This is a genomic window from Pseudomonas sp. LBUM1661, assembly GCF_059695925.1.
Genome location: NZ_CP166794.1, coordinates 1,104,588 through 1,126,338, shown reverse-complemented (window position 1 = coordinate 1,126,338; position 21,751 = coordinate 1,104,588). Strand labels below are relative to the sequence as shown.

Annotated in this window: 23 protein-coding genes; 1 reads left to right on the top strand and 22 read right to left on the bottom strand. The window is 59.1% G+C overall.

The features are described 5' to 3' along the window. Positions 1–188: 188 nt before the first annotated feature. The 19 genes from der to trmJ form a co-directional block, all read right to left on the bottom strand. Positions 189–1,658 (bottom strand): ribosome biogenesis GTPase Der, encoded by a 1,470-nt coding sequence (gene der, locus ACA057_RS05140; protein ID WP_497346436.1) that lies wholly within the window; start codon positions 1,656–1,658, stop codon positions 189–191. Between the two features lie 237 nt (positions 1,659–1,895). Next, the gene (gene bamB / locus ACA057_RS05135; RefSeq protein WP_497346435.1) at positions 1,896–3,047 is read right to left on the bottom strand and encodes an outer membrane protein assembly factor BamB; all 1,152 of its coding nucleotides are present in this window, start codon (positions 3,045–3,047) and stop codon (positions 1,896–1,898) included. Further along, entirely contained in the window at positions 3,040–3,681 is a 642-nt protein-coding gene (locus ACA057_RS05130; protein WP_497346433.1) for a tetratricopeptide repeat protein, read from the bottom strand. Before ACA057_RS05130 ends, bamB begins: the two co-directional genes overlap by 8 nt. A 40-nt stretch (positions 3,682–3,721) precedes the next feature. Next, the gene (hisS, locus tag ACA057_RS05125; RefSeq protein WP_497346432.1) at positions 3,722–5,011 is read right to left on the bottom strand and encodes a histidine--tRNA ligase; all 1,290 of its coding nucleotides are present in this window, start codon (positions 5,009–5,011) and stop codon (positions 3,722–3,724) included. Positions 5,012–5,034: 23 nt separating this feature from the next. After that, the gene (gene ispG / locus ACA057_RS05120) at positions 5,035–6,144 is read right to left on the bottom strand and encodes a flavodoxin-dependent (E)-4-hydroxy-3-methylbut-2-enyl-diphosphate synthase (protein WP_010457850.1); all 1,110 of its coding nucleotides are present in this window, start codon (positions 6,142–6,144) and stop codon (positions 5,035–5,037) included. Positions 6,145–6,147: 3 nt separating this feature from the next. Then, positions 6,148–7,182 carry a RodZ domain-containing protein gene (locus ACA057_RS05115; RefSeq protein WP_497346431.1) on the bottom strand — a complete coding sequence of 345 codons (1,035 nt, stop codon included), beginning with the start codon at positions 7,180–7,182 and terminating at the stop codon, positions 6,148–6,150. Beyond that, the gene (pilW, locus tag ACA057_RS05110; RefSeq protein WP_401356478.1) at positions 7,182–7,940 is read right to left on the bottom strand and encodes a type IV pilus biogenesis/stability protein PilW; all 759 of its coding nucleotides are present in this window, start codon (positions 7,938–7,940) and stop codon (positions 7,182–7,184) included. Before pilW ends, ACA057_RS05115 begins: the two co-directional genes overlap by 1 nt. Before the next feature lie 12 nt (positions 7,941–7,952). Beyond that, entirely contained in the window at positions 7,953–9,101 is a 1,149-nt protein-coding gene (gene rlmN, locus ACA057_RS05105) for a dual-specificity RNA methyltransferase RlmN (RefSeq protein ID WP_059403385.1), read from the bottom strand. 28 nt (positions 9,102–9,129) lie between these two features. Continuing rightward, complete coding sequence (gene ndk / locus ACA057_RS05100; RefSeq protein ID WP_007916882.1) at positions 9,130–9,555, bottom strand: nucleoside-diphosphate kinase; 426 nt, start codon at positions 9,553–9,555, stop codon at positions 9,130–9,132. Positions 9,556–9,647: 92 nt separating this feature from the next. Then, on the bottom strand, positions 9,648–9,848 hold the full coding sequence (gene iscX, locus ACA057_RS05095; protein ID WP_017340315.1) for a Fe-S cluster assembly protein IscX: 201 nt from the start codon (positions 9,846–9,848) through the stop codon (positions 9,648–9,650). Between the two features lie 15 nt (positions 9,849–9,863). Continuing rightward, positions 9,864–10,205 (bottom strand): ISC system 2Fe-2S type ferredoxin, encoded by a 342-nt coding sequence (fdx, locus tag ACA057_RS05090; protein WP_059403383.1) that lies wholly within the window; start codon positions 10,203–10,205, stop codon positions 9,864–9,866. Further along, positions 10,205–12,070: a Fe-S protein assembly chaperone HscA gene (gene hscA / locus ACA057_RS05085; protein ID WP_497346429.1), complete on the bottom strand. Its 1,866-nt coding sequence runs from the start codon at positions 12,068–12,070 to the stop codon at positions 10,205–10,207. The genes fdx and hscA overlap by 1 nt, the downstream gene beginning before the upstream one ends. Before the next feature lie 51 nt (positions 12,071–12,121). Beyond that, the gene (gene hscB / locus ACA057_RS05080) at positions 12,122–12,643 is read right to left on the bottom strand and encodes a co-chaperone HscB (RefSeq protein ID WP_059403381.1); all 522 of its coding nucleotides are present in this window, start codon (positions 12,641–12,643) and stop codon (positions 12,122–12,124) included. An 8-nt stretch (positions 12,644–12,651) separates the two neighbouring features. Continuing rightward, a complete protein-coding gene (iscA, locus tag ACA057_RS05075; RefSeq protein WP_007903589.1) occupies positions 12,652–12,975 on the bottom strand; it encodes an iron-sulfur cluster assembly protein IscA in 324 nt (107 codons plus the stop codon). A 34-nt stretch (positions 12,976–13,009) separates the two neighbouring features. Then, positions 13,010–13,396, bottom strand: a complete 387-nt coding sequence (gene iscU, locus ACA057_RS05070; RefSeq protein ID WP_003443374.1) for a Fe-S cluster assembly scaffold IscU — start codon at positions 13,394–13,396, stop codon at positions 13,010–13,012. Between the two features lie 82 nt (positions 13,397–13,478). Then, positions 13,479–14,693, bottom strand: a complete 1,215-nt coding sequence (locus ACA057_RS05065; protein WP_401356469.1) for an IscS subfamily cysteine desulfurase — start codon at positions 14,691–14,693, stop codon at positions 13,479–13,481. Positions 14,694–14,744: 51 nt separating this feature from the next. After that, a complete protein-coding gene (iscR, locus tag ACA057_RS05060) occupies positions 14,745–15,236 on the bottom strand; it encodes a Fe-S cluster assembly transcriptional regulator IscR (RefSeq protein ID WP_007903581.1) in 492 nt (163 codons plus the stop codon). 265 nt (positions 15,237–15,501) lie between these two features. Beyond that, positions 15,502–16,278 (bottom strand): serine O-acetyltransferase, encoded by a 777-nt coding sequence (gene cysE, locus ACA057_RS05055; protein ID WP_497346426.1) that lies wholly within the window; start codon positions 16,276–16,278, stop codon positions 15,502–15,504. A gap of 2 nt (positions 16,279–16,280) precedes the next feature. Then, positions 16,281–17,051 carry a tRNA (cytosine(32)/uridine(32)-2'-O)-methyltransferase TrmJ gene (gene trmJ, locus ACA057_RS05050; RefSeq protein WP_059403378.1) on the bottom strand — a complete coding sequence of 257 codons (771 nt, stop codon included), beginning with the start codon at positions 17,049–17,051 and terminating at the stop codon, positions 16,281–16,283. Between the two features lie 146 nt (positions 17,052–17,197). Here trmJ and suhB point away from each other — a divergent pair, with 146 nt between their 5' ends. Continuing rightward, positions 17,198–18,016, top strand: a complete 819-nt coding sequence (gene suhB / locus ACA057_RS05045) for a type III secretion system regulator SuhB (protein WP_008057724.1) — start codon at positions 17,198–17,200, stop codon at positions 18,014–18,016. A 252-nt stretch (positions 18,017–18,268) separates the two neighbouring features. Here suhB and ACA057_RS05040 read toward each other — a convergent pair whose 3' ends face one another. The 3 genes from ACA057_RS05040 to secD all read right to left on the bottom strand — a co-directional run bounded on the left by ACA057_RS05040 (position 18,269) and on the right by secD (position 21,732). Further along, complete coding sequence (locus ACA057_RS05040; RefSeq protein WP_462007375.1) at positions 18,269–18,817, bottom strand: glycine zipper 2TM domain-containing protein; 549 nt, start codon at positions 18,815–18,817, stop codon at positions 18,269–18,271. A 122-nt stretch (positions 18,818–18,939) separates the two neighbouring features. Then, a complete protein-coding gene (gene secF / locus ACA057_RS05035) occupies positions 18,940–19,854 on the bottom strand; it encodes a protein translocase subunit SecF (RefSeq protein ID WP_497346423.1) in 915 nt (304 codons plus the stop codon). Positions 19,855–19,863: 9 nt separating this feature from the next. Beyond that, on the bottom strand, positions 19,864–21,732 hold the full coding sequence (gene secD / locus ACA057_RS05030) for a protein translocase subunit SecD (RefSeq protein ID WP_497346421.1): 1,869 nt from the start codon (positions 21,730–21,732) through the stop codon (positions 19,864–19,866). Between the last annotated feature and the right edge of the window lie 19 nt (positions 21,733–21,751).

Here is a 21,751-nt window from a genome sequence, read left to right as displayed (position 1 = left end):
GGCTCTAACGGCGGCGCGGGAGCGTCCGAGGATAGCCCATCCGGCGCCCATAAAAAAAGGGCGCCATCAGCGCCCTTCTTTAACCCGATCCCGTGGGAGCGAGGCTTGCCCGCGAAAGCCACACCGCGGTGTATCGGAACACCGCGTTATCGTTCTTCGCGGGCAAGCCTCGCTCCTACGGGATTCAATCAGCGCTTGTCGCGGCGCTTTTTGTCGGCTTTCTTGTTGTGCGACATCATCCGACGCTTCTTGTTGACCTGGCGATCGGTGAGCGAGTTCTTGTTGCCTTCGTACGGGTTCTCGCCGCCCTTGAACTCGATGCGGATCGGCGTACCGACCAGTTTCAAGACACGGCGATACGTGTTTTCCAGGTAACGCACGTAAGACTTCGGCACCTTCTCGATCTGGTTACCGTGAATCACGATGATCGGCGGGTTGGCGCCACCCAAGTGGGCATAACGCAGCTTGATCCGGCGGTTGTTGACCATCGGCGGCGCGTGCTCACCTACCGCATCTTCCAGAATCGTGGTCAGGCGGTTCGTTGGCCAGCGGGTGACCGCAGACTTGAACGAGTTCTGAACGGAGGCGTAGAGGTTGCCCACGCCCGTGCCGTGCAGGGCCGAGATGAAGTGAATGTCGGCGTAGTCCACGAAGAACAGTCGACGTTGCAGCTCGACCTTCACGAAGTCGCGCTCGCTCGGCGTCATGCCGTCCCACTTGTTGATCGCGATGACCAGCGCACGACCCGACTCAATGGCGAAGCCCAGCAGGTTGAGGTCGTGATCGACCACGCCTTCGCGGGCGTCCATCACAAAGATCACCACGTTGGCGTCTTTGATCGCCTGCAAGGTTTTGACCACGGAGAATTTTTCGACTTCTTCGTGGATCTTGCCGCGCTTGCGCACACCGGCGGTGTCGATCAGCGTGTACTTCTCGTCGTTACGCTCGAACGGGATGTAGATACTGTCGCGGGTGGTGCCGGGCTCGTCATAGACGATAACCCGGTCTTCACCGAGCATGCGGTTGACCAGGGTCGACTTGCCGACGTTCGGGCGGCCGATGATGGCGATCTTGATCCCGTCTTTTTCGCTAGGGCCAGGAATGCGCTTGGCTTCCTCGCCTTCGGCAACGATCTCTTCCTCGCCTTCTTCCAGCTCGTCATCGTCTTTCGGGAAGTCGCTCAGGGCGATTTCCAGCATCTGGGTGATGCCACGACCATGCGCACCGGCGATCGGAATCGCGTGGCCCATGCCCAACGGGGCGAATTCGGCGCGGGCCATTTCAGGGTCGATGTTGTCGACCTTGTTGGCCACCACGTAGGAACGCTTGTTACGTTTGCGCAAATGCTCGGCGATCATCTGGTCGGCGGCGGTAAAACCGGCCTTGGCATCTACCAGGAACAGAACGACATCCGCTTCTTCAATGGCCAGCAGCGACTGCTCGGCCATTTTTTCGTCCATACCGTGCTCGTCACCGGAGATACCGCCGGTGTCGACCAGAATGTAGGAACGCCCTTGCCACTTGGCCTCACCGTACTGGCGATCACGGGTCAGACCGGACAAGTCGCCGACGATGGCGTCACGCGTCCTGGTCAGGCGGTTGAACAAGGTGGACTTGCCGACGTTCGGTCGGCCCACCAGGGCGATTACGGGAACCATGCGGCTCTCCACTTCGTTATTTCAGAAAATACAAAAGCCGCTGCGAGGCAGCGGCTGGTGCTCGGGGCAATCACTGCGTGCTTTTCTGTAGGAGCGAGCTTGCTCGCGAAAAACGCAAAAACACCGCGTTTAACCATGTCGCCAACGTATTCGTTGACGCCCATCGCGAGCAAGCTCGCTCATACAGTCCTGCACAGGTGAAGCCGCTTGGGGTTTAACCCAAGCATAGTCAAACCTTTACTTGATGGTCAGGGCTTCCAGTTTGCCGCTGTTGCCATACAGATAAATCGTGTCACCCACCACCAGCGGACGGGCACGCAGGCCGTCGCTGTCGATGCGTTCGCGGCCGACGAAACGACCGTCCACCTGGCTCAGCAGGTGCAGGTAGCCTTCCATGTCGCCAACTGCAACGTAGCTGGAAAATACTTCCGGAGCCGACAATTGACGGCGAGCCAGCGAATCGTTGCTCCACAAGGCTGTGGTGGAACGTTCATCGACGCCTTCAACAGTGCCCGAAGACAAGCTCACGTAGACGCTGCCAAAACCCTGGGCGACACCGGCATAGCTGGAAGCATCACGCTGCCACAGCTGACGACCGCTTTGCAGGTCCAGTGCCGCAACGCGACCCTGGTAGCTGGCGACGTACAGCGTTTCGCCGGACAGCAGCAGGCCACCGTCGATATCGACGACGCGCTCCAGTTCCGAACGACCTTGTGGAATCGCTACGCGTTGTTCCCACACCGGCACGCCGTTGGTGATATCCAGAGCAACCACTTTACCGGTCGACAGGCCAGCCACCGCGAGGCGGTTGGTGACGATCGGTGCACTGGTGCCGCGCAGGGTCAGGACTGCCGGGGTGCTGTCGTACAACCAGCGCTGGTTGCCGGTCGCGGCATCCAGACCGATCAGACGGTCATCCTGAGTCTGAACCACCACAACGTCACCGTTGTTGGCCGGTGGTGCAAGCACTTCGCTGGACACGCGAGCGCGCCATTTCTCTTCACCGTTGATGGAGTCCAGCGCAACGATTTCGCCCTTGGTTGTACCGATCAGGAGCAGACCGTAACCCACGCCAACGGCGCCGGAAACAGGCAGATCGAGATCTTTCTTCCATTTGACGTCGCCGTTGCTGCGATCCATCGACATCACCACGCCGGTGACGTCGGCGGCATAGATGGTATCGCCCTCGATCGCCGGAACCAGCATGTTGTAGGTTTCGCCCTGACCGTCACCGATCGAACGACTCCACTGCTTTTGCAAAACCACTTCTTCTTTGAAGTCGGTCAACTCGGCCGGTGGCAATTCCTTTTTGCTGTTGCTGCTGCAACCCGCGGCCAATATGGCCAGAGCCAGCAATGCTGCATGTTTCCAACGAATCACGTCACGCATCCCCTTTGGCCAGGTCGTCCAGCTTGATTTGAAGGCCACCGACCGCCGCTTCATCCGACAGCGCGGCCTTGGCTTTTTGATACGCCGTGTTCGCTTCGTCGGTACGACCCAGCTGCACCAGCAGGTCGCCTTTGAGTTCTTCGCGAGTCGCCAGGAACGCCGTGTCGGCATCGCCTTCGAGCAGTTTCAGGGCTTCATCGGCCTTGTTCTGCGCGGCCAGTACCTGCGCCAGACGCTGACGGGCAATTTCGCCCAGCGCCGGGTTGGCCGGCTTGGCCACGATGGCTTTCAGCTCGGTGGCGGCGTCATCCAGCTTGCCGCTGTCGACCGCGACTTTCGCCACGAACAGGCTGCCGTATTGCGCATAGGCAGTACCGCCGAACTCGCTGTTGAGCTTGCCGGCCAGGTCCGCAACACGGGCGGCATCTGGTTTGCCATCAGGCGTCAGTGTGGTTTCCAGCAATTGCTGATAGAGAATCGAGGCGCCTTGCGACTGATTGCTCTGATACTTGTGATAGGCCTGCCAGCCGAACACGATGACCAGCGCCAACAGGCCGCCAGTGACCAGGGGCTTGCCGTTGCGTGTCCACCAGTCCTTCAAATCCGACAGCTGTTCGTCTTCGGTACTCGACACCCCAATACTCCTTAATCGCTAAATCGGCTGTTTGACAGCTTCAACCCTGCACGACGCAGGTGGCCAGGTGTGCAGCAAGCGCATCCCAGGCAATGCTTTGTTGTTCGCCCTGGCCACGCAGGGGTTTGAAACCTACCACTTGCTGGGCCATTTCGTCGTCACCGAGGATCAGTGCGTACAGCGCACCGCTCTTGTCGGCTTTCTTGAATTGGCTTTTGAAGCTGCCGGCGCCGGCATTGACTTGCAGGCGCAGGTTGGGCAATTGATCACGCACACGTTCACTCAGGGTCAGACCGGCCAACTCGGCGGCTTCACCGAAGGCACAGAGGTAGACGTCGACCTGACGGGAAATTTCTTGCGGGATTTGCTCCAGGGTTTCCAGCAACAGCACCAGACGCTCGATGCCCATGGCAAAACCAACGCCCGGGGTCGGCTTGCCGCCCATCTGCTCAACCAGACCGTCGTAACGACCACCGGCACACACGGTGCCTTGGGCGCCCAACTTGTCGGTGACCCATTCGAAAACAGTCTTGCTGTAGTAATCCAGCCCGCGAACCAGCTTCGGGTTGATCACGTAAGGAATGCCGGCAGCGTCCAGGCGAGCCTTGAGGCCCTCGAAGTGCACGCGGGACTCTTCATCGAGGTAGTCGGCCATTTTCGGCGCGTCGACCAGGACCGCTTGAGTGTCGGCGTTCTTGGTGTCCAGAACCCGCAAAGGGTTGGTCTTCAGACGGCGCTGGCTGTCTTCGTCAAGCTTGTCCAGGTGCGCCGAGAGAAACTCGACCAGCGCATCGCGATAACGACCGCGGGATTCGCTGGTGCCCAGGCTGTTGAGTTCGAGTTTGACCGCGTCACGGATACCCAGCTCGCCCCACAGGCGCCAGGTCAGCACGATCAGCTCGGCGTCGATGTCCGGACCGTCGAGGTTGAACACTTCGCAACCGATCTGGTGGAACTGGCGATAACGGCCTTTCTGCGGACGCTCGTGGCGGAACATCGGGCCGATGTACCAGAGTTTCTGCACCTGGCCACCGCCGGTGATGCCGTGCTCGAGCACCGCACGCACGCAGGCCGCCGTGCCTTCAGGGCGCAGGGTCAGGGAATCGCCGTTGCGGTCGTCGAAGGTGTACATCTCTTTTTCGACGATGTCGGTCACTTCACCGATGGAGCGCTTGAACAGCTCGGTGAATTCAACGATCGGCATGCGGATCTGCTTGTAACCGTAGTTATCCAGCAGACGCGATACAGTGCCCTCGAAATGACGCCACAGGGGAGTCTGCTCGGGCAGGATGTCGTTCATGCCACGTATGGCTTGCAGAGACTTGCTCACAATAAATCCTTAAATTCGTTCGATCAGCCGCGGGCGATTACTGCCGCGTCGGCTTCGACCTTTTCGGCCGCTTTCTGGCGGATCAAGCGTTCAAGCTCATCCACCAGATTGTCATTCGTCAATTTCTGCGACGGCTTGCCGTCGATGTAAATCAGGTTTGGCGTGCCGCCGGTCAAGCCGATATGGGCTTCCTTGGCTTCGCCCGGCCCGTTGACCACGCAACCGATGACCGCGACATCCAGCGGCACCAGCAGGTCTTCGAGGCGCCCTTCCAGTTCGTTCATGGTTTTGACCACATCGAAGTTCTGACGCGAGCAGCTCGGGCAGGCGATGAAGTTGATGCCACGGGAACGCAGGTGCAGGGATTTGAGAATGTCGTAGCCGACTTTCACTTCCTCGACCGGGTCGGCCGCCAACGAGATGCGAATAGTATCGCCAATCCCTTCGGCGAGCAGCATACCGAGGCCTACGGCGGATTTCACTGTGCCTGAACGCAAACCACCGGCTTCGGTGATGCCCAAGTGCAGCGGCTGGACGATTTCCTTGGCCAGCAAGCGGTAAGCGGCGACGGCCATGAACACGTCGGAGGCTTTCACGCTGACCTTGAAGTCCTGGAAGTTCAGGCGTTCAAGGTGCTCGACGTGACGCAAGGCAGACTCGACCAGCGCGGCCGGGGTCGGCTCGCCGTATTTCTTTTGCAGGTCTTTTTCCAGGGAACCGGCGTTGACGCCGATGCGGATCGGGATCCCGCGATCACGGGCGGCATCGACGACCGCGCGCACGCGATCTTCACGTCCGATGTTGCCCGGGTTGATCCGCAGGCAGTCGACGCCCAGTTCGGCTACACGCAGTGCAATCTTGTAGTCGAAGTGGATGTCGGCAACCAACGGCACCTTGACCAGTTGCTTGATCTTGCCGAAGGCTTCGGCGGCGTCCATGTCCGGCACGGAAATCCGCACGATATCGACGCCAGCGGCTTCCAGACGGTTGATCTGGGCCACGGTAGCGGCCACGTCATTGGTGTCGCTGTTGGTCATGCTCTGCACAGCGATAGGCGCATCGCCGCCAACAGGCACGTTACCGACCCAGATCTTGCGAGATTCGCGACGTTTGATTGGAGATTCGCCGTGCATGACTTATTGACCCAACTTCAGGCGAGCAGTCTCGCCACTGGTGAACGGAGCGACATCGACTACCTGACCGTTGTAGCTCACCTGGGCGCCACGGGCGAAGCCCAGACGCACGGAGAACGGCGGTTTGCCGCTGACGGATACGTTTTCGCCTTTGCGCTTGAGACCGCTCAACAGCACTTTGCCGCTGCCGTCGGTCACTTGCGTCCAGCAATCAGCCGTGAATTGCAGCTGCACCTGGCCTTGGCCGGCTACCGGCGCCGCTGCTGGAGCGGGAATGGTCGGAACCGGAGCGGTCACAGACGCTGGTGGCGCTACCGGCGCCGGTGTTGCTGGCGTGGCAACTACTGGCGCCGCGCTGTGCGTCGGGGCAGCAGACGCTGGGGCAGTGCTGTGCGTCGGGGCAGCGGCTGCAATCGGAGCGGCAGGCGCGGTGGCCTCAGCCTCGGCCGGTGCTTCAGTGGAGTTCTCGGCTTGTGGCAATGCCAGTGACGTCGAGCCTTCAGCCTGACCTTCCGCGACAGCCTGGTCTTCCGGCTCGTCCAGCGGATGGATCTGGGTGGTGCCGTCGGCGCCTTCGACTTCAACGTGTTCCGGGCTCAGGCTGATCGGGTCTTTGCTGCGTGATGAGGTTTGATCCTGCCACCAGACAAAACCACCGCCAATCACCGCGATCAGCAACAACAGGCTGACAATTCGCAAAATAGTGTGGGACACCCGAACCGGCTCTTCGATGCGACCCAGGCTATGAACGTTGCTACCTTGGGAGTCGGTGCCGGTGGATTGGTCGAACTGCTGGACCAGAACGGTCTGGTCCATGCCAAGCAATTTGGCGTACGCGCGAATATAACCGCGGGCAAAGGTATGCCCAGGCAGCTTGTCGAAAGCGCCGGCTTCCAGATTGCTCAGGGAATTGACGGTGAGGTTGAGCTTGAGGGCCACTTCGGCCAGCGACCAGCCATTGCTTTCGCGGGCCTGGCGTAAAGTCTCACCGGGATTAACGCGATTCGCTGCTACAACTTCGGGATGCGCCGCTTTCATCATTGCTCCGACAGGTATTGCTGATATTCCGGCGTACCGGGATAGAGTCGTTTTAGTTGCAGGCCAAAACTGGCGGCCTTGTCGCGATCTTCAAACACTTTTGCCAGCCGAACGCCGAGCAATAGACTACGTGCATTTTGCTCGGTGAGCAGGCTAAAACGATCGTAATAGTCACGCGCGGGCACATAATGCCTGTCTTCGAAGGACAACTCAGCCATTTCGAGCAATGCACGCGGCTGTTGGCGATTCAGACGCAGGGCTTTTTCCAGTTGCTGCCGGGCCAGATCACGCTGACCAAGCTTCGAAGCGGTCATGCCAAGGTTTTCGAACACTCGCGAACGCTCAGGATACAGGGTATCGGCGGCGGCCTGTTCGAAGCGCTCGTAAGCCTCTTTGTAACGTTTTTCTTCGTAGAGAAAACTACCGTAGTTGTTGAGAATTCGCGCATCGGCAGGACGGGAGGACAGCGCCTTGCGAAAATGCTGGTCTGCCAACTCCGGCTCCATCTCGGCCTGGAAGACCAGGCCCAACGCCGCGTTGGCGTCCGGATCGGATTCATCCAGGTCCAGCGCCTTCTTCAGTGGAACCTTGGCACGTTCCGTCATGCCTTGCTGCAAGTACCCCAGCCCCAATTGCACGTAAGCGGCACGCGCTTCATCGCGGCCCTTGCTGGTCTTCATCGGGTTGAAATCGCCCGACAGGACACAACCAGTACAGAGACTGGCCCACAGCAACAGCAGCGCGAAGCGCAGGGACATAGAGATCCTCTCTTAATTATTGTTCGCAGCGTTCTGTGCGATATCGTTTTCGGCGCTCAACTCGCGCACGGCGATATAACGTTCGCTGCGACGGGTGCGATCCAGCACCTGCCCTACCAATTGGCCACACGCGGCATCGATGTCTTCACCGCGGGTGGTGCGCACGGTGACATTGAAGCCGGCATGGTGAAGCTGATCCTGAAAACGGCGAATCGCGTTGTTGCTCGGACGCTCGTAACCGGAATGCGGGAACGGGTTGAACGGGATCAGGTTGATCTTGCACGGGATGTTCTTGAGCAACTCGATCATCTCGACCGCGTGTTCAACCTTGTCGTTGATGTCCTTGAGCAAGGTGTACTCGATGGTCAGCACGCGCTTCTCGCCCAGGGACGACATGTAGCGCTGGCACGACTCGAGCAGCATCTTAAGCGGGTATTTCTTGTTGATCGGCACCAGTTGGTTACGCAATGCGTCATTCGGTGCGTGCAGCGACAACGCCAGGGAGACGTCGATGTGCTTGGACAGCTCATCGATCATCGGCACCACGCCCGAAGTGGACAGGGTCACGCGGCGCTTGGAAATCCCGTAGCCCAGGTCATCCATCATCAGATGCATGGCGGCCACGACGTTGTCGAAGTTCAGCAGCGGCTCGCCCATGCCCATCATCACCACGTTGGTGATGGCACGGTCGGCGGTCGCCGGGATGCTGCCGAACGATTTATTGGCAATCCACACCTGGCCGATGACTTCGGCGGCGGTGAGGTTGCTGTTGAAACCTTGCTTGCCGGTGGAGCAGAAACTGCAATCCAGGGCACAGCCTGCCTGGGACGAAACGCACAAAGTGCCGCGTTTGCCCTGGGGAATGTAAACGGTCTCGACGCAGCTGCCGGACGCCACGCGCACCACCCACTTACGGGTGCCGTCGGTGGAGATGTCCTCGCTGACCACTTCGGGGCCGCGAACTTCGGCAATGGCCTTGAGCTTGTCGCGCAGGGCCTTGCTGACGTTCGTCATGGCGTCGAAATCATCGACGCCAAGGTGGTGAATCCATTTCATTACCTGACCGGCACGGAAACGCTTCTCCCCGATTGAGTCGAAGAATTTTTCCATTTCCAGCTGAGTCAGACCCAGCAGGTTAGTTTTAACAGTCGATGTAGTCATGGATTCACCTTCACTCTTAAGCCAATGCTTAGCGAGTGGTTACTTCAGTAGCTGCGAAGAAGTACGAGATTTCGCGAGCAGCAGCGGCTTCGGAGTCCGAACCGTGTACAGCGTTGGCGTCGATGGAATCAGCGAAGTCAGCGCGGATGGTGCCGGCAGCAGCTTCTTTAGGGTTGGTAGCGCCCATCAGCTCACGGTTCAGAGCGATAGCGTTTTCGCCTTCCAGAACCTGAACGACAACCGGACCGGAGATCATGAAAGCAACCAGGTCGCCGAAGAAACCACGAGCGCTGTGTTCAGCGTAGAAGCCTTCAGCTTCAGCTTTGGACAGTTGCTTCAGTTTCGAAGCTACAACGCGCAGGCCAGCTTTTTCGAAACGAGTGGTGATCTCGCCGATAACGTTTTTTGCAACAGCGTCAGGCTTGATGATGGAGAAAGTACGTTGAACAGCCATGGTGTAACTCCAGAAACGGTAATTTGTGAAAAATTAAACCCGCGAATTATACGCGGGTTCTTGGGTATTGCCTAACTGCGTACGGTGCAGACTCAGTCTGCTTCTTCGATCCAGGCGGCCTGAATGGCTTCAAGCACCTTCTCGCCACCGCGTGTCGGATCATCGCTGAACTCCGGCAATGCCAGCACCCACTTGTGCAGATCGACGAAGTTCACGTAACGCGGGTCCACTTCCGGCTTGGATTCAGCCAGCTGGATCGCGATTTCCAGCACATCAACCCATTTCAGACTCATGTCGGTTCCCTTGAATCAGTGCGGCGCTTCGGCGGCATGGTTGAGCGAGTACTTCGGAATTTCGACGGTCAGGTCTTCAGTCCCGACGATCGCCTGACAGCCTAGACGCGATTGCGCTTCCAGACCCCAGGCCCGATCAAGAAAATCTTCTTCCAGTTCGTCGGCTTCTTCCAGCGAGTCAAAGCCTTCACGAATGATGCAGTGACAGGTGGTGCAGGCACACACGCCGCCACAGGCGCTTTCCATCTCGATATGGTGCTCGTGGGCCAGTTCGAGAATGGAGGTACCGGGCTCGGCCTCCACAACCATGCCGTCCGGGCAAAACTTATCGTGTGGCAGAAAAATGACCTGCGGCATCAGTTATCCTCGATTTCATTCAGGTTGCGCCCCGCCAGAGCGGCTTTCACCGTCGAGTCCAGGCGGCGGGCAGCAAAGGCATCGGTCACTTGCGACAGACGCTTGGTCTGCTGCTCGATGGCGTAACCATCGGTACCTTTCATCAGTTCGCTCAGTTCCTGCATCTGCAAGTCGATGACCATGCGCTCTTCGGCGTCGAGCAAGCGTTCGCCGTCGGCATCGATGGCGCCTTGCACCGCTTCGAGCAGGCGCTGGGCATCGACCTGCTGCTCACGCAGCACACGAGCGACTTTGTCGTCGTTGGCATGCTGGAACGAATCCTTGAGCATCTTGGCGATTTCGCCGTCGGTCAGGCCGTAGGACGGCTTGACCTGGATGCTGGCCTCGACGCCCGAACCCAGTTCGCGGGCCGAAACGCTAAGCAAGCCGTCAGCATCGACCTGGAAGGTAACGCGAATCTTCGCCGCACCGGCGACCATCGCTGGAATGCCGCGCAATTCGAAGCGCGCCAGGGAGCGGCAGTCGCTGATCAGCTCGCGCTCACCCTGCAATACGTGGATCGCCATGGCCGACTGGCCATCTTTATACGTCGTGAAGTCCTGGGCGCGAGCGACGGGGATGGTGGTGTTGCGTGGAATCACCTTTTCCATCAGGCCGCCCATGGTTTCCAGCCCCAGGGACAACGGAATCACGTCCAGCAACAGCAGTTCGCCGCCGTCGCGCTTGTTGCCAGCCAGCGTATCGGCCTGGATCGCAGCACCAATGGCCACCACTTGATCCGGATCGATTTCAGTCAGGGGTTCGCGACCGAAGGCTTCGGCAACCGCTTCGCGAACGCGAGGAACGCGAGTCGAACCGCCGACCATGACCACGGCGTGCACTTCTTCCAGTTCGACACCGGAATCACGCACAGCGCGGCGGCAGGCTTTCAGGCTGCGGGCAACCATGGGTTCGATCAGCGCATTAAAGGCTTCGCGGGTCAGCTCGGCTTTCCAGTCGCCATAAGCGACCTCGACAGCCGCAGCATGGGTCAGGGCTTCTTTGGCCGCACAAGCGGTTTGCAGCAGATGACGTTGCGCACCCGGATCGAGGTCAGCCGACAAACCGGCGCTCTCGATGATCCAGCCAGCGATCGCGTGGTCAAAGTCATCGCCGCCCAAGGCGCTGTCGCCACCGGTCGCCAGCACTTCGAAGACACCGCCGGTCAGGCGCAGAATCGAAATATCGAAAGTGCCGCCGCCCAGGTCATAAATGGCAACCAGGCCTTCAGCATGTTGATCCAGACCGTACGCCACGGCGGCAGCGGTTGGCTCGTTGAGCAAACGCAGCACGTTCAGACCGGCCAGTTTGGCCGCATCCTTGGTGGCTTGACGCTGAGCATCGTCGAAATAGGCCGGAACGGTGATCACCGCGCCCACCAGCTCGCCGCCCAATGTCGCTTCGGCGCGCTGACGCAGCACCTTGAGGATATCGGCGGAGACTTCGACCGGGCTTTTCGGGCCCTGAATCGTTTCGATGAACGGCATGTGCGACTCGCCGCCGACAAAGCGGTACGGCAGTTGATCGCCCAATTGCTTGACGTCGGACAGACCACGACCCATCAAGCGCTTGACCGACAGCACGGTGTTCAAGGGATCGGTGGCGGCCGCCAGCTTGGCCGACTCGCCAACTTCGACGCGATCGGCGTGATAGCGCACGGCGGACGGCAGGATGACCTGCCCGTCAGCGTCGGCCAGAGGCTCGGAAAGACCACTGCGCAACGCAGCGACCAGCGAATTGGTAGTGCCCAAGTCGATCCCCACAGCCAGACGACGCTGGTGCGGTTGAGGACTTTGGCCGGGTTCGGCGATCTGCAGTAGGGCCATCGTTATCAGGACTTATCTGTATATCAGGCGTGCGACCGGAGCGGCACTGGGTTAATCGTCGAGGCGCTCTTCTAACTGGCGCACTTCGTAGGTGAGCTTGTCGAGGAACTGCATGCGCCGCATCAGGCGTTCGGCCTGTTCACGTTGCGCTGCATCATCCCAACAGGCTGCGAAGCTTTCGTTCAGCTCATCCTGAGCCTTCTTCAGGCGACGCTTGAACACTGCAACACCGGCCAGGTCGGCACTGTCTTGCAGGTCTTCGAGCTCTTCACGCAGCTCCATCTGCTGCAGAAGAAACTCCGGATCATGCACCGTGACCTCCAGCGGCAGCTCGCCACCGCCCAATGCGAGCAAGTATCGCGCGCGCTTCGGGGGACTTTTGAGCGTCTGGTAGGCCTCGTTGAGGCTCGCGGATTGCTCTAGCGCCAGCCGCTGCTCGCGCTCGGAAGCGTCTGCAAAGCGGTCCGGATGAACACCGCGCGCCAACTCACGGTAGCGCGTGGCCAGCTGATCGAGATCCAGACGGAAGCTCGGTTTCAGCTCAAATAAAGCGAAATGACAAGGAGTACCCACGAGCAGCCTCAGATGTTGAAGCTTTCGCCGCAGCCACATTCACCGCGCACGTTGGGGTTGTTGAACTTGAAGCCTTCGTTCAACCCTTCCTTGACGAAATCGAGTTCGGTGCCGTCCAGGTAGGCCAGGCTTTTCGGGTCGATGATCACTTTCTCGCCGTGACTTTCGAACACCTGATCCTCTGCAACCACCTCGTCGACAAACTCCAGCACGTAGGCAAGGCCGGAACAGCCTGTGGTGCGGACACCCAGACGAATCCCTTCACCTTTGCCGCGCCCGTTGAGGGAGCGTCGCACGTGTTGAGCAGCCGCTTCTGTCATGCTGATAGCCATCGGTGACTCCTTACTCGTCGCCAAATCTTGAAAGTCAGATCAAGCCTTTCTTCTGCTTGTAGTCGCGAACGGCCGCTTTGATAGCGTCTTCAGCAAGTACGGAGCAGTGAATTTTTACTGGCGGCAAGGCCAGTTCTTCAGCCAGCTGAGTGTTTTTGATGGTCTCTGCTTCATCCAGAGTCTTGCCTTTCATCCACTCGGTCGCCAGGGAGCTGGAGGCGATAGCCGAACCGCAACCATAGGTCTTGAACTTGGCGTCTTCGATGATGCCTTGCTCGTTGACCTTGATCTGCAGGCGCATCACGTCGCCGCACGCCGGAGCGCCAACCATGCCGGTGCCGACATCAGGGTCTTCCGCGTCCATCTTGCCGACGTTGCGCGGGTTTTCGTAGTGGTCGATGACCTTTTCGCTGTAAGCCATGATTCTTAATCCTCACTCATCAGAGAGTCGCTCTTGAGCCCTGAAACCTGGGTTTACAGGGCCGGTTTGCGGCGACTTGAAATCAGTGTGCCGCCCACTCGATCTTCGAAATGTCGACACCGTCTTTGTACATATCCCACAGCGGCGACAAGGTGCGCAGCTTGGTAACGGCCTCGCAGACTTTCTGCGCGGCGTAGTCGATTTCTTCTTCGGTAGTGAAACGGCCGAAGGTGAAGCGAATCGAGCTGTGTGCCAGTTCGTCGTTGCGGCCCAGGGCGCGCAGTACGTACGAAGGCTCAAGGGATGCCGAGGTGCAGGCCGAACCGGACGAAACCGCCAGGTCCTTGAGCGCCATGATCAGCGACTCGCCTTCGACATAGTTGAAGCTCAGGTTCAGGTTATGCGGTACGCGGGCGGTCATGCTGCCGTTGATGTACAGCTCTTCCAGGCCTTCGACCTGTTTGAAGAAGCGGTCGCTCAAGGCTTTGATGCGCACGTTTTCGGCAGCCATGTCTTCCTTGGCCACACGGAAGGCTTCGCCCATGCCGACGATCTGGTGGGTCGCCAGGGTACCGGAACGCATGCCACGTTCGTGACCGCCGCCGTGCATGGTCGCTTCGATGCGAACACGCGGCTTGCGGCTCACGTACAGTGCGCCGATGCCTTTAGGGCCGTAGGTTTTGTGGGCAGAGAACGACATCATGTCGACTTTCAGCTTCGACAGGTCGATGTCGACCTTGCCGGTGGACTGAGCGGCGTCAACGTGGAACAGGATGCCCTTGGAACGGGTCAGTTCGCCGATGGCTTCGATGTCGTTGATGGTGCCGATTTCGTTGTTCACGTGCATGACCGACACCAGGATGGTGTCATCACGCAGGGCAGCTTCGATCATGGCCGGGGTTACCAGACCATCCGTCTGAGGCTCGAGGTAAGTCACTTCGAAACCTTCACGTTCCAGTTGGCGCATGGTGTCGAGGACAGCCTTGTGCTCAATCTTGGTGGTGATCAGGTGCTTGCCTTTGGTGGCATAGAAATGCGCCGCACCCTTGATTGCCAGGTTGTCGGACTCGGTGGCACCGGAGGTCCAGACGATTTCACGCGGGTCGGCGTTGACCAGGTCAGCGACCTGACGACGGGCGTTTTCGACGGACTCTTCAGCTTTCCAGCCGAACACGTGGGAACGGGACGCCGGGTTACCGAAGTTTCCGTCGACCAGCAGGCATTCACTCATCTTTTGCGCGACACGCGGATCAACCGGGGTGGTCGCAGAGTAATCAAGGTAAATCGGCAATTTCATGGACTATCTCCTAAATCAGGCTGGCTGGCGTACCGCTTAGCTCTTCGGCTGTCATTCGACGGCGGACGCTTCAATCTTGTCCAGGCGTGGCGCCTTGCTGTTGCAACGGCGCTGATCCTGACGCTGGGCTACTTCTTGTACCTCACGGCGAGTGACAAGGTCAGCCAAGCTGATACCGCTCAGAAATTCGTGAATCTGCAGGCTCAGATCGCACCACAAGTGGTGGGTCAGACAGGTGTCGCCTTGATGGCAATCACCCTGGCCCTGGCATTTGGTTGCATCGACCGATTCGTTTACCGCATCGATCACCTGGGCGACCTGGATGCCCTGCATGTCGCGGGACAGTTGGTAGCCACCGCCCGGACCGCGGACGCTGGACACCAGATTGCTGCGGCGCAATTTGGCGAAGAGCTGTTCGAGGTAGGACAGGGAGATGCCTTGGCGCTCGGAGATATCGGCCAGGGACACCGGCCCGTGCTGCGCGTGCAACGCCAGGTCGAGCATGGCGGTCACGGCGTATCGGCCTTTTGTAGTCAGTCGCATGGACAATTACCACGGAGTTCGGAATGGGGCGAGTATGCAATTCCCGAGTATTTAAGTCAACTATAAGACCTAGTACTTTAGTCAGGATTACCCGCAAAAGAGCGCGCGCATCATAGCAAAGGCTGGCCGCTAACAGCCAGCAGTACCGAGCTATCGTTCATCGCGAGCAGGCTCACTCCCACACTCGACCTTCGTCGAACACAAATCCGTGCCCGCTGAAGATCCAATGTGGGAGTGAGCCTGCTCGCGATGAAGTTGACTCGGTTCAGCTAGCCTGGCTCTGATCCTTGTCCTTCACGCAGGCGAAGTCTTCTTCGCGCAGCTCAGGCAGGTCTTTCGCACAGTAATTACTGCCCAGATCCTTCAACGCTCCGCACATCCCCTCCAGACGCCCATCGACCGCCTGCAGGTGGTCGAGCAACTGGTTGATGGCGCGAGCCACCGGATCAGGCATGTCTTCAGTCACGCCGTAGGCATCAAAACCGATCTTCTCGGCCATGGCCTTGCGCCTGGCATCCTGCTCTTCGTCGGATTTGACGATGATCCGCCCCGGAATCCCGACCACGGTCGCCCCCGGAGGCACTTCCTTGGTCACGACAGCATTGGAACCCACCTTGGCACCGGCACCGACAGTGAAGGGACCGAGCACCTTCGCGCCCGCCCCGACCACTACGCCGTCACCCAAGGTCGGGTGACGCTTGCCCTTGTTCCAACTGGTGCCGCCCAGGGTCACGCCCTGGTAAATAGTGACGTCGTCGCCGATCTCGGCGGTTTCACCGATGACGATGCCCATGCCATGGTCAATAAAGAAGCGCCGACCGACCTTGGCCCCCGGATGGATCTCGATCCCGGTCAACCAGCGGCCGAAGTTCGACACCAGCCGCGCCAGCCACTTCCAGCCCATGCCCCACAGGGCCGACGACAGGCGGTGGATCCAGATGGCGTGCATGCCGGGGTAGCAAGTCAGAACTTCAAAAGCGTTACGCGCCGCCGGGTCACGATGGAAAACACTCTGGATATCTTCACGCAAACGCTCGAACATCATTAATCCTTCCGCTTTAGAAGCTCGCCACGGGCCGCTTTCTGGGTTTCCGTGAGGATGCCACGCAATATATTCATTTCCGCCCGGCTGACCGAGCTTCGTCCGTACAACCGACGCAGGCGCGCCATTAAGTGCCGCGGCTTTTCCGGGTCGAGGAATTCGATGGCCACCAGGGTTTGCTCAAGGTGTTCATAGAATCGCTCCAGCTCATCCATGGTCGCCAGCTCAGCGCTTTTGACGGAGGCCACTTCTTCCTTCTCGACCTTGCTCGGCTGCCCTTGGGCCGCCAGCCAGGACATGCGCACTTCATAACTCAACACCTGCACCGCCGCCCCAAGGTTCAGCGAACTGAACTCAGGGTCTGATGGGATGTGCACGTGATAATGACATCGCTGCAGCTCTTCATTGGTCAGACCGGAATCTTCACGACCGAACACCAAGGCAATCTCGGCGCCCTGCGCAGCTTCCTCGACCACTTTCGTACCGCATTCACGGGGGTCAAGCAGCGGCCAGGGAATCCGGCGATCACGAGCGCTGGTGCCGAGCACCAGATTGCAGCCGACCAAGGCATCTTCCAAGGTGGCGACGACTTGCGCGTTTTCAAGGATGTCCCCGGCGCCGGACGCACGCGCATCGGCTTCGTGGTGCGGGAACAAACGCGGTTCGACCAGCACCAGCCGCGACAGGCCCATGTTCTTCATGGCACGCGCAGCACCGCCGATATTGCCGGGATGGCTGGTATTGACCAGGACGACACGAATGTTTTGCAGCACGGGAGGCGTTCTCGAACACTTTAATGGGGAGCAGAATCTTACAGCTCAACCTACCGTTAAGCTATGAAAGCGAACACCGACCTTCTCCTGTAGAAACTTTCTGATAGAATGCCCGGCTTTCTTTAACAACCTTAGGTGACACATCCATGCAGCCCATGCTGAATATCGCGCTGCGCGCCGCCCGCAGCGCCAGTGAATTGATCTTCCGCTCCATCGAGCGCCTGGATACCATCAAGGTCGACGAAAAAGACGCCAAGGATTACGTATCCGAGGTGGATCGCGCCGCTGAGCAAAAAATCATCGACGCGCTGCGCAAGGCTTACCCGAACCACTCGATCCTCGGTGAAGAAACCGGCATGCACGCCGGCAGTGGCATCGAAGGCGAAGAGTACCTGTGGATCATCGATCCGCTGGACGGCACCACCAACTTCCTGCGCGGCATTCCTCACTTCGCTGTCAGCATCGCCTGCAAATACCGCGGTCGCCTGGAACACGCTGTTGTTCTGGACCCGGTTCGCCAGGAAGAATTCACCGCCAGCCGTGGTCGCGGCGCGCAACTGAACGGTCGTCGCCTGCGCGTCAGCGGTCGCACCAGCCTGGACGGCGCCCTGCTGGGTACCGGCTTCCCGTTCCGTGACGACCAGATGGACAACCTCGACAACTACCTGGGCATGTTCCGCGCCCTGGTTGGCCAGACTGCCGGCATCCGCCGCGCTGGCTCGGCGAGCCTGGACCTGGCTTACGTGGCTGCCGGCCGTTTCGACGCCTTCTGGGAGTCGGGCCTGTCCGAGTGGGACATGGCTGCAGGCGCCCTGCTGATCCAGGAAGCCGGCGGTTTGGTGAGCGACTTCACCGGCGGTCACGACTTCCTTGAAAAAGGCCACGTCGTTGCCGGTAACACCAAGTGCTTCAAGGCAGTGCTGACGGCCATCCAGCCGCACCTGCCGGCCTCGCTGAAGCGCTAAGCGCTCAGCCACAAAAAAGCACCCTTCGGGGTGCTTTTTTTATGCCTGGAAATTCACCCCTAAAAACACCACAAACCAAATGTGGGAGCGAGCCTGCTCGCGATGACTGAGCCATATTCAACATTGATGGTGGCTGACACACCGCTATCGCGAGCAGGCTCGCTCCCACAGGGGATCAGTGGTGAGCCAAAAATCCTGGGTACAAAAAAGCACCCCGCAGGGTGCTTTCTTTTGAATCTGTAGTTCAGCGGCTTATTGAGACGGCTCATTCTGCGACAGGATCAGCTTACCTTCCTTGTCGACCGGAATCTGGTTGCCCGGATCGCGATCCATCCGCACTTTGCCTTCCTTGCCATCCAGCGAATAACGCACGTCGTAACCGACAACTTTGTCGCTGATGTCATTCACGGTGTTACAGCGAGTCTGGGTCGTGGTGTAGGTGTCACGCTCCTGCATGCCTTCCTGAACCTTGTTGCCGGCGTAACCACCACCGACCGCGCCTGCAACCGTGGCAATTTTCTTGCCGGTGCCGCCGCCGATCTGGTTACCCAGCAGACCACCAGCGAGCGCACCGACCACCGTACCGGCGATCTGGTGTTGATCTTTGACCGGCGCTTGCCGGGTTACTGCAACGTCCTTGCAGACTTCACGTGGCGTCTTGATCTGTGTTTTAACCGGTTCAACGGCCAATACTTGCGCATACTCAGGGCCGCTTTTAACCAGGCTGTAGGTGGCAACAGCGCCCCCGGCAGTCACACCGACAGCACCCAGTACCGCACCAACCAGCAACGACTTGTTCACATGAACCTCCTGACCATCACATGCGGGTCAAAGCCCGCGCTTCTCCCAGCCTTGGAGCACAAAAAAAGGCGCGAGTTCAATACTCGCGCCTTTTCGGCCGACAGCTGGAAAAACGATAGCCGTTATGGGCGGTCGTCGACTTCCTTATCGGTAGCCACTGTAGGAATCAGGTCCTCAGTGCTCAGGTTCAGCCAGATCAGCACGACGTTGGCGATGTAGATCGACGAGTAGGTACCCGCCAGAACACCGATGAACAGGGCAATCGAGAAGCCGAACAGGTTGTCGCCACCAAAGAACAACAAGGCTGCGATCGCCAGCAACGTGGAGATCGACGTCGCCATGGTCCGCAGCAGGGTTTGCGTGGTCGAGATGTTGATGTTGTCGATCAAGGACGCTTTGCGCAGTACGCGGAAGTTCTCACGAACCCGGTCGAATACCACGATGGTGTCGTTGAGCGAGTAACCGATAATCGCCAGCACCGCCGCCAACACCGTCAGGTCGAAGGTGATCTGGAAGAACGACAGGATACCGATGGTCACGATCACGTCGTGGATCAACGAAACGATGGCACCGACCGCGAACTTCCACTGAAAGCGGAAAGCCAGGTAGATCAGGATGCCGCCGAGCGCCATCAGCATGCCGAGGCCGCCCTGGTCGCGCAGCTCTTCACCGACCTGCGGGCCGACGAACTCGACGCGCTTGACCGTCGCCGGGTTATCGCCGCCGACCTTCAGCAGCGCTTCAGCTACCTGATGACCCAGTTGCGGGTCTTCACCAGGCATACGCACCAGCAAATCGGTAGTCGCACCGAAGCTCTGAACGATGGCCTCGTGATAACCCGATGTCACCAGCTGCTCACGCACCTTGGTGACATCGGCCGGACGCTCGTAGGTCAGCTCGATGAGCGTACCGCCGGTGAAGTCCAGGCCCCAGTTCATGCCCTTGGTGGCAACACTGAACAAGGCCAGTGCGGTAAGGAACAATGTGACGCCGAACGCAAAGTTGCGAACGCCCATGAAGTTGATTGTACGTAACATGGCAGCCCCTTAAATCCACAACTTCTTGAAGTCACGACCGCCGAAGATCAGGTTGACCATCGCGCGGGTCACCATGATGGCCGTGAACATCGAGGTAAAGATCCCGAGGGACATGGTCACTGCGAAACCTTTGACCGGGCCTGTGCCCATCGCAAAGAGAATCCCGCCGACCAACAAGGTTGTCAGGTTGGCGTCGAGAATCGCGGTGAATGCCCGGCCGAAGCCTTCGTTGATTGCCCGTTGTACGCTCATGCCCGCCGCGATCTCTTCACGTATCCGCGAGAAGATCAGCACGTTGGCGTCGACGGCCATACCCATCGTCAAGACGATACCGGCGATACCTGGCAGGGTCAGCGTTGCACCCAGCAGCGACATCAATGCCAGCAGCAGCACCATGTTCACCGCCAGCGCGACGGTGGCGATGATGCCGAAGAAGCGGTAGATGGCGATGATAAACAGCGAGACAAACAGCATGCCCCACAGCGATGCATCGATACCTTTGATGATGTTGTCGGCACCCAGGCTTGGACCAATGGTGCGCTCTTCAGCGAAGTACATCGGTGCCGCCAGACCACCGGCACGCAGCAACAGCGCCAGTTCGGACGACTCGCCCTGACCGTTCAGGCCAGTGATACGGAACTGAGCACCCAGCGGCGACTGGATGGTCGCCAGGCTGATGATCTTTTTCTCTTCCTTGAACGTCTGGACCGGCACTTCTTTCTCGACGCCGTTAACCACTTGCTTGACGTAAGAGGTAACCGGACGCTGCTCGATAAAGATCACTGCCATGCTGCGACCGACGTTGCTGCGAGTCGCACGACTCATCAGCTCGCCACCGTGGCCATCCAGACGGATGTTCACTTCTGGCGTGCCGTGCTCGCCGAAGCCAGCCTTGGCATCAGTCACCTGATCGCCAGTGATGATCAAGCCACGCTCGATCTGTGCTGGCGGACGATTGCCTTCACGGAACTCGAAGGTTTCGGAAGTGGCTTTCGAAGCGCCCGGCTCAGCGGCCAGACGGAATTCAAGGTTGGCCGTCTTGCCGAGGATACGCTTGGCTTCGGCGGTGTCCTGCACGCCCGGCAGCTCAACCACGATGCGGTTGGCGCCCTGACGCTGAACGATCGGTTCGGCAACACCCAGCTCGTTGACGCGGTTACGTACCGTGGTCAAGTTCTGCTTGATGGAGTATTCACGGATTTCCGCCAGCTTGGCCGGGGTCATCGCCAGACGCAGTACCGGTTGGCCATTGAGGTCGGCCGGAACAATGTCGAAATCGTTGAAGCTCTTGCGGATCAGCGCACGGGCTTGTTCGCGGGCTGCTTCATCAGTGAAGCCCAGCTGAATGGCACCGTTGAGTTGCGGCAGGCTGCGATAGCGCAGTTTCTCTTTACGCAACAGGCTCTTCACATCGCCTTCGTACACTTTCAAGCGAGCGTCGAGGGCTTTGTCCATGTCCACTTCCAGCAGGAAGTGCACACCACCGGACAAATCCAGGCCCAGCTTCATCGGGTGCGCGGCCAGGCTGCGCAGCCATTGCGGGGTGGTTTGTGCCAGGTTCAGTGCAACGACGTAGTCATCACCCAATGCCTTGCGCACGACGTCTTTGGCAGGCAGCTGGTCTTCAGCCTTGGTCAGACGAATCAAACCGCCCTTGCCGTTCGCCGCCAGGGTGGCCGCCTTGACGTTGATCCCGGATTCCTTGAGCGCTGCGCTCACACGGTCCAGATCAGCCTGAGTGACCTGCAGCGAAGTGCTTGCACCGCTGACCTGAATGGCCGGGTCATCAGGATATAGATTGGGAGCGGAATAAATCAGACCGACCGCTAGCACCGCCAGGATCAGAATGTATTTCCACAGAGGGTATTTGTTCAGCATCACGCCGCCCGCTTATGAC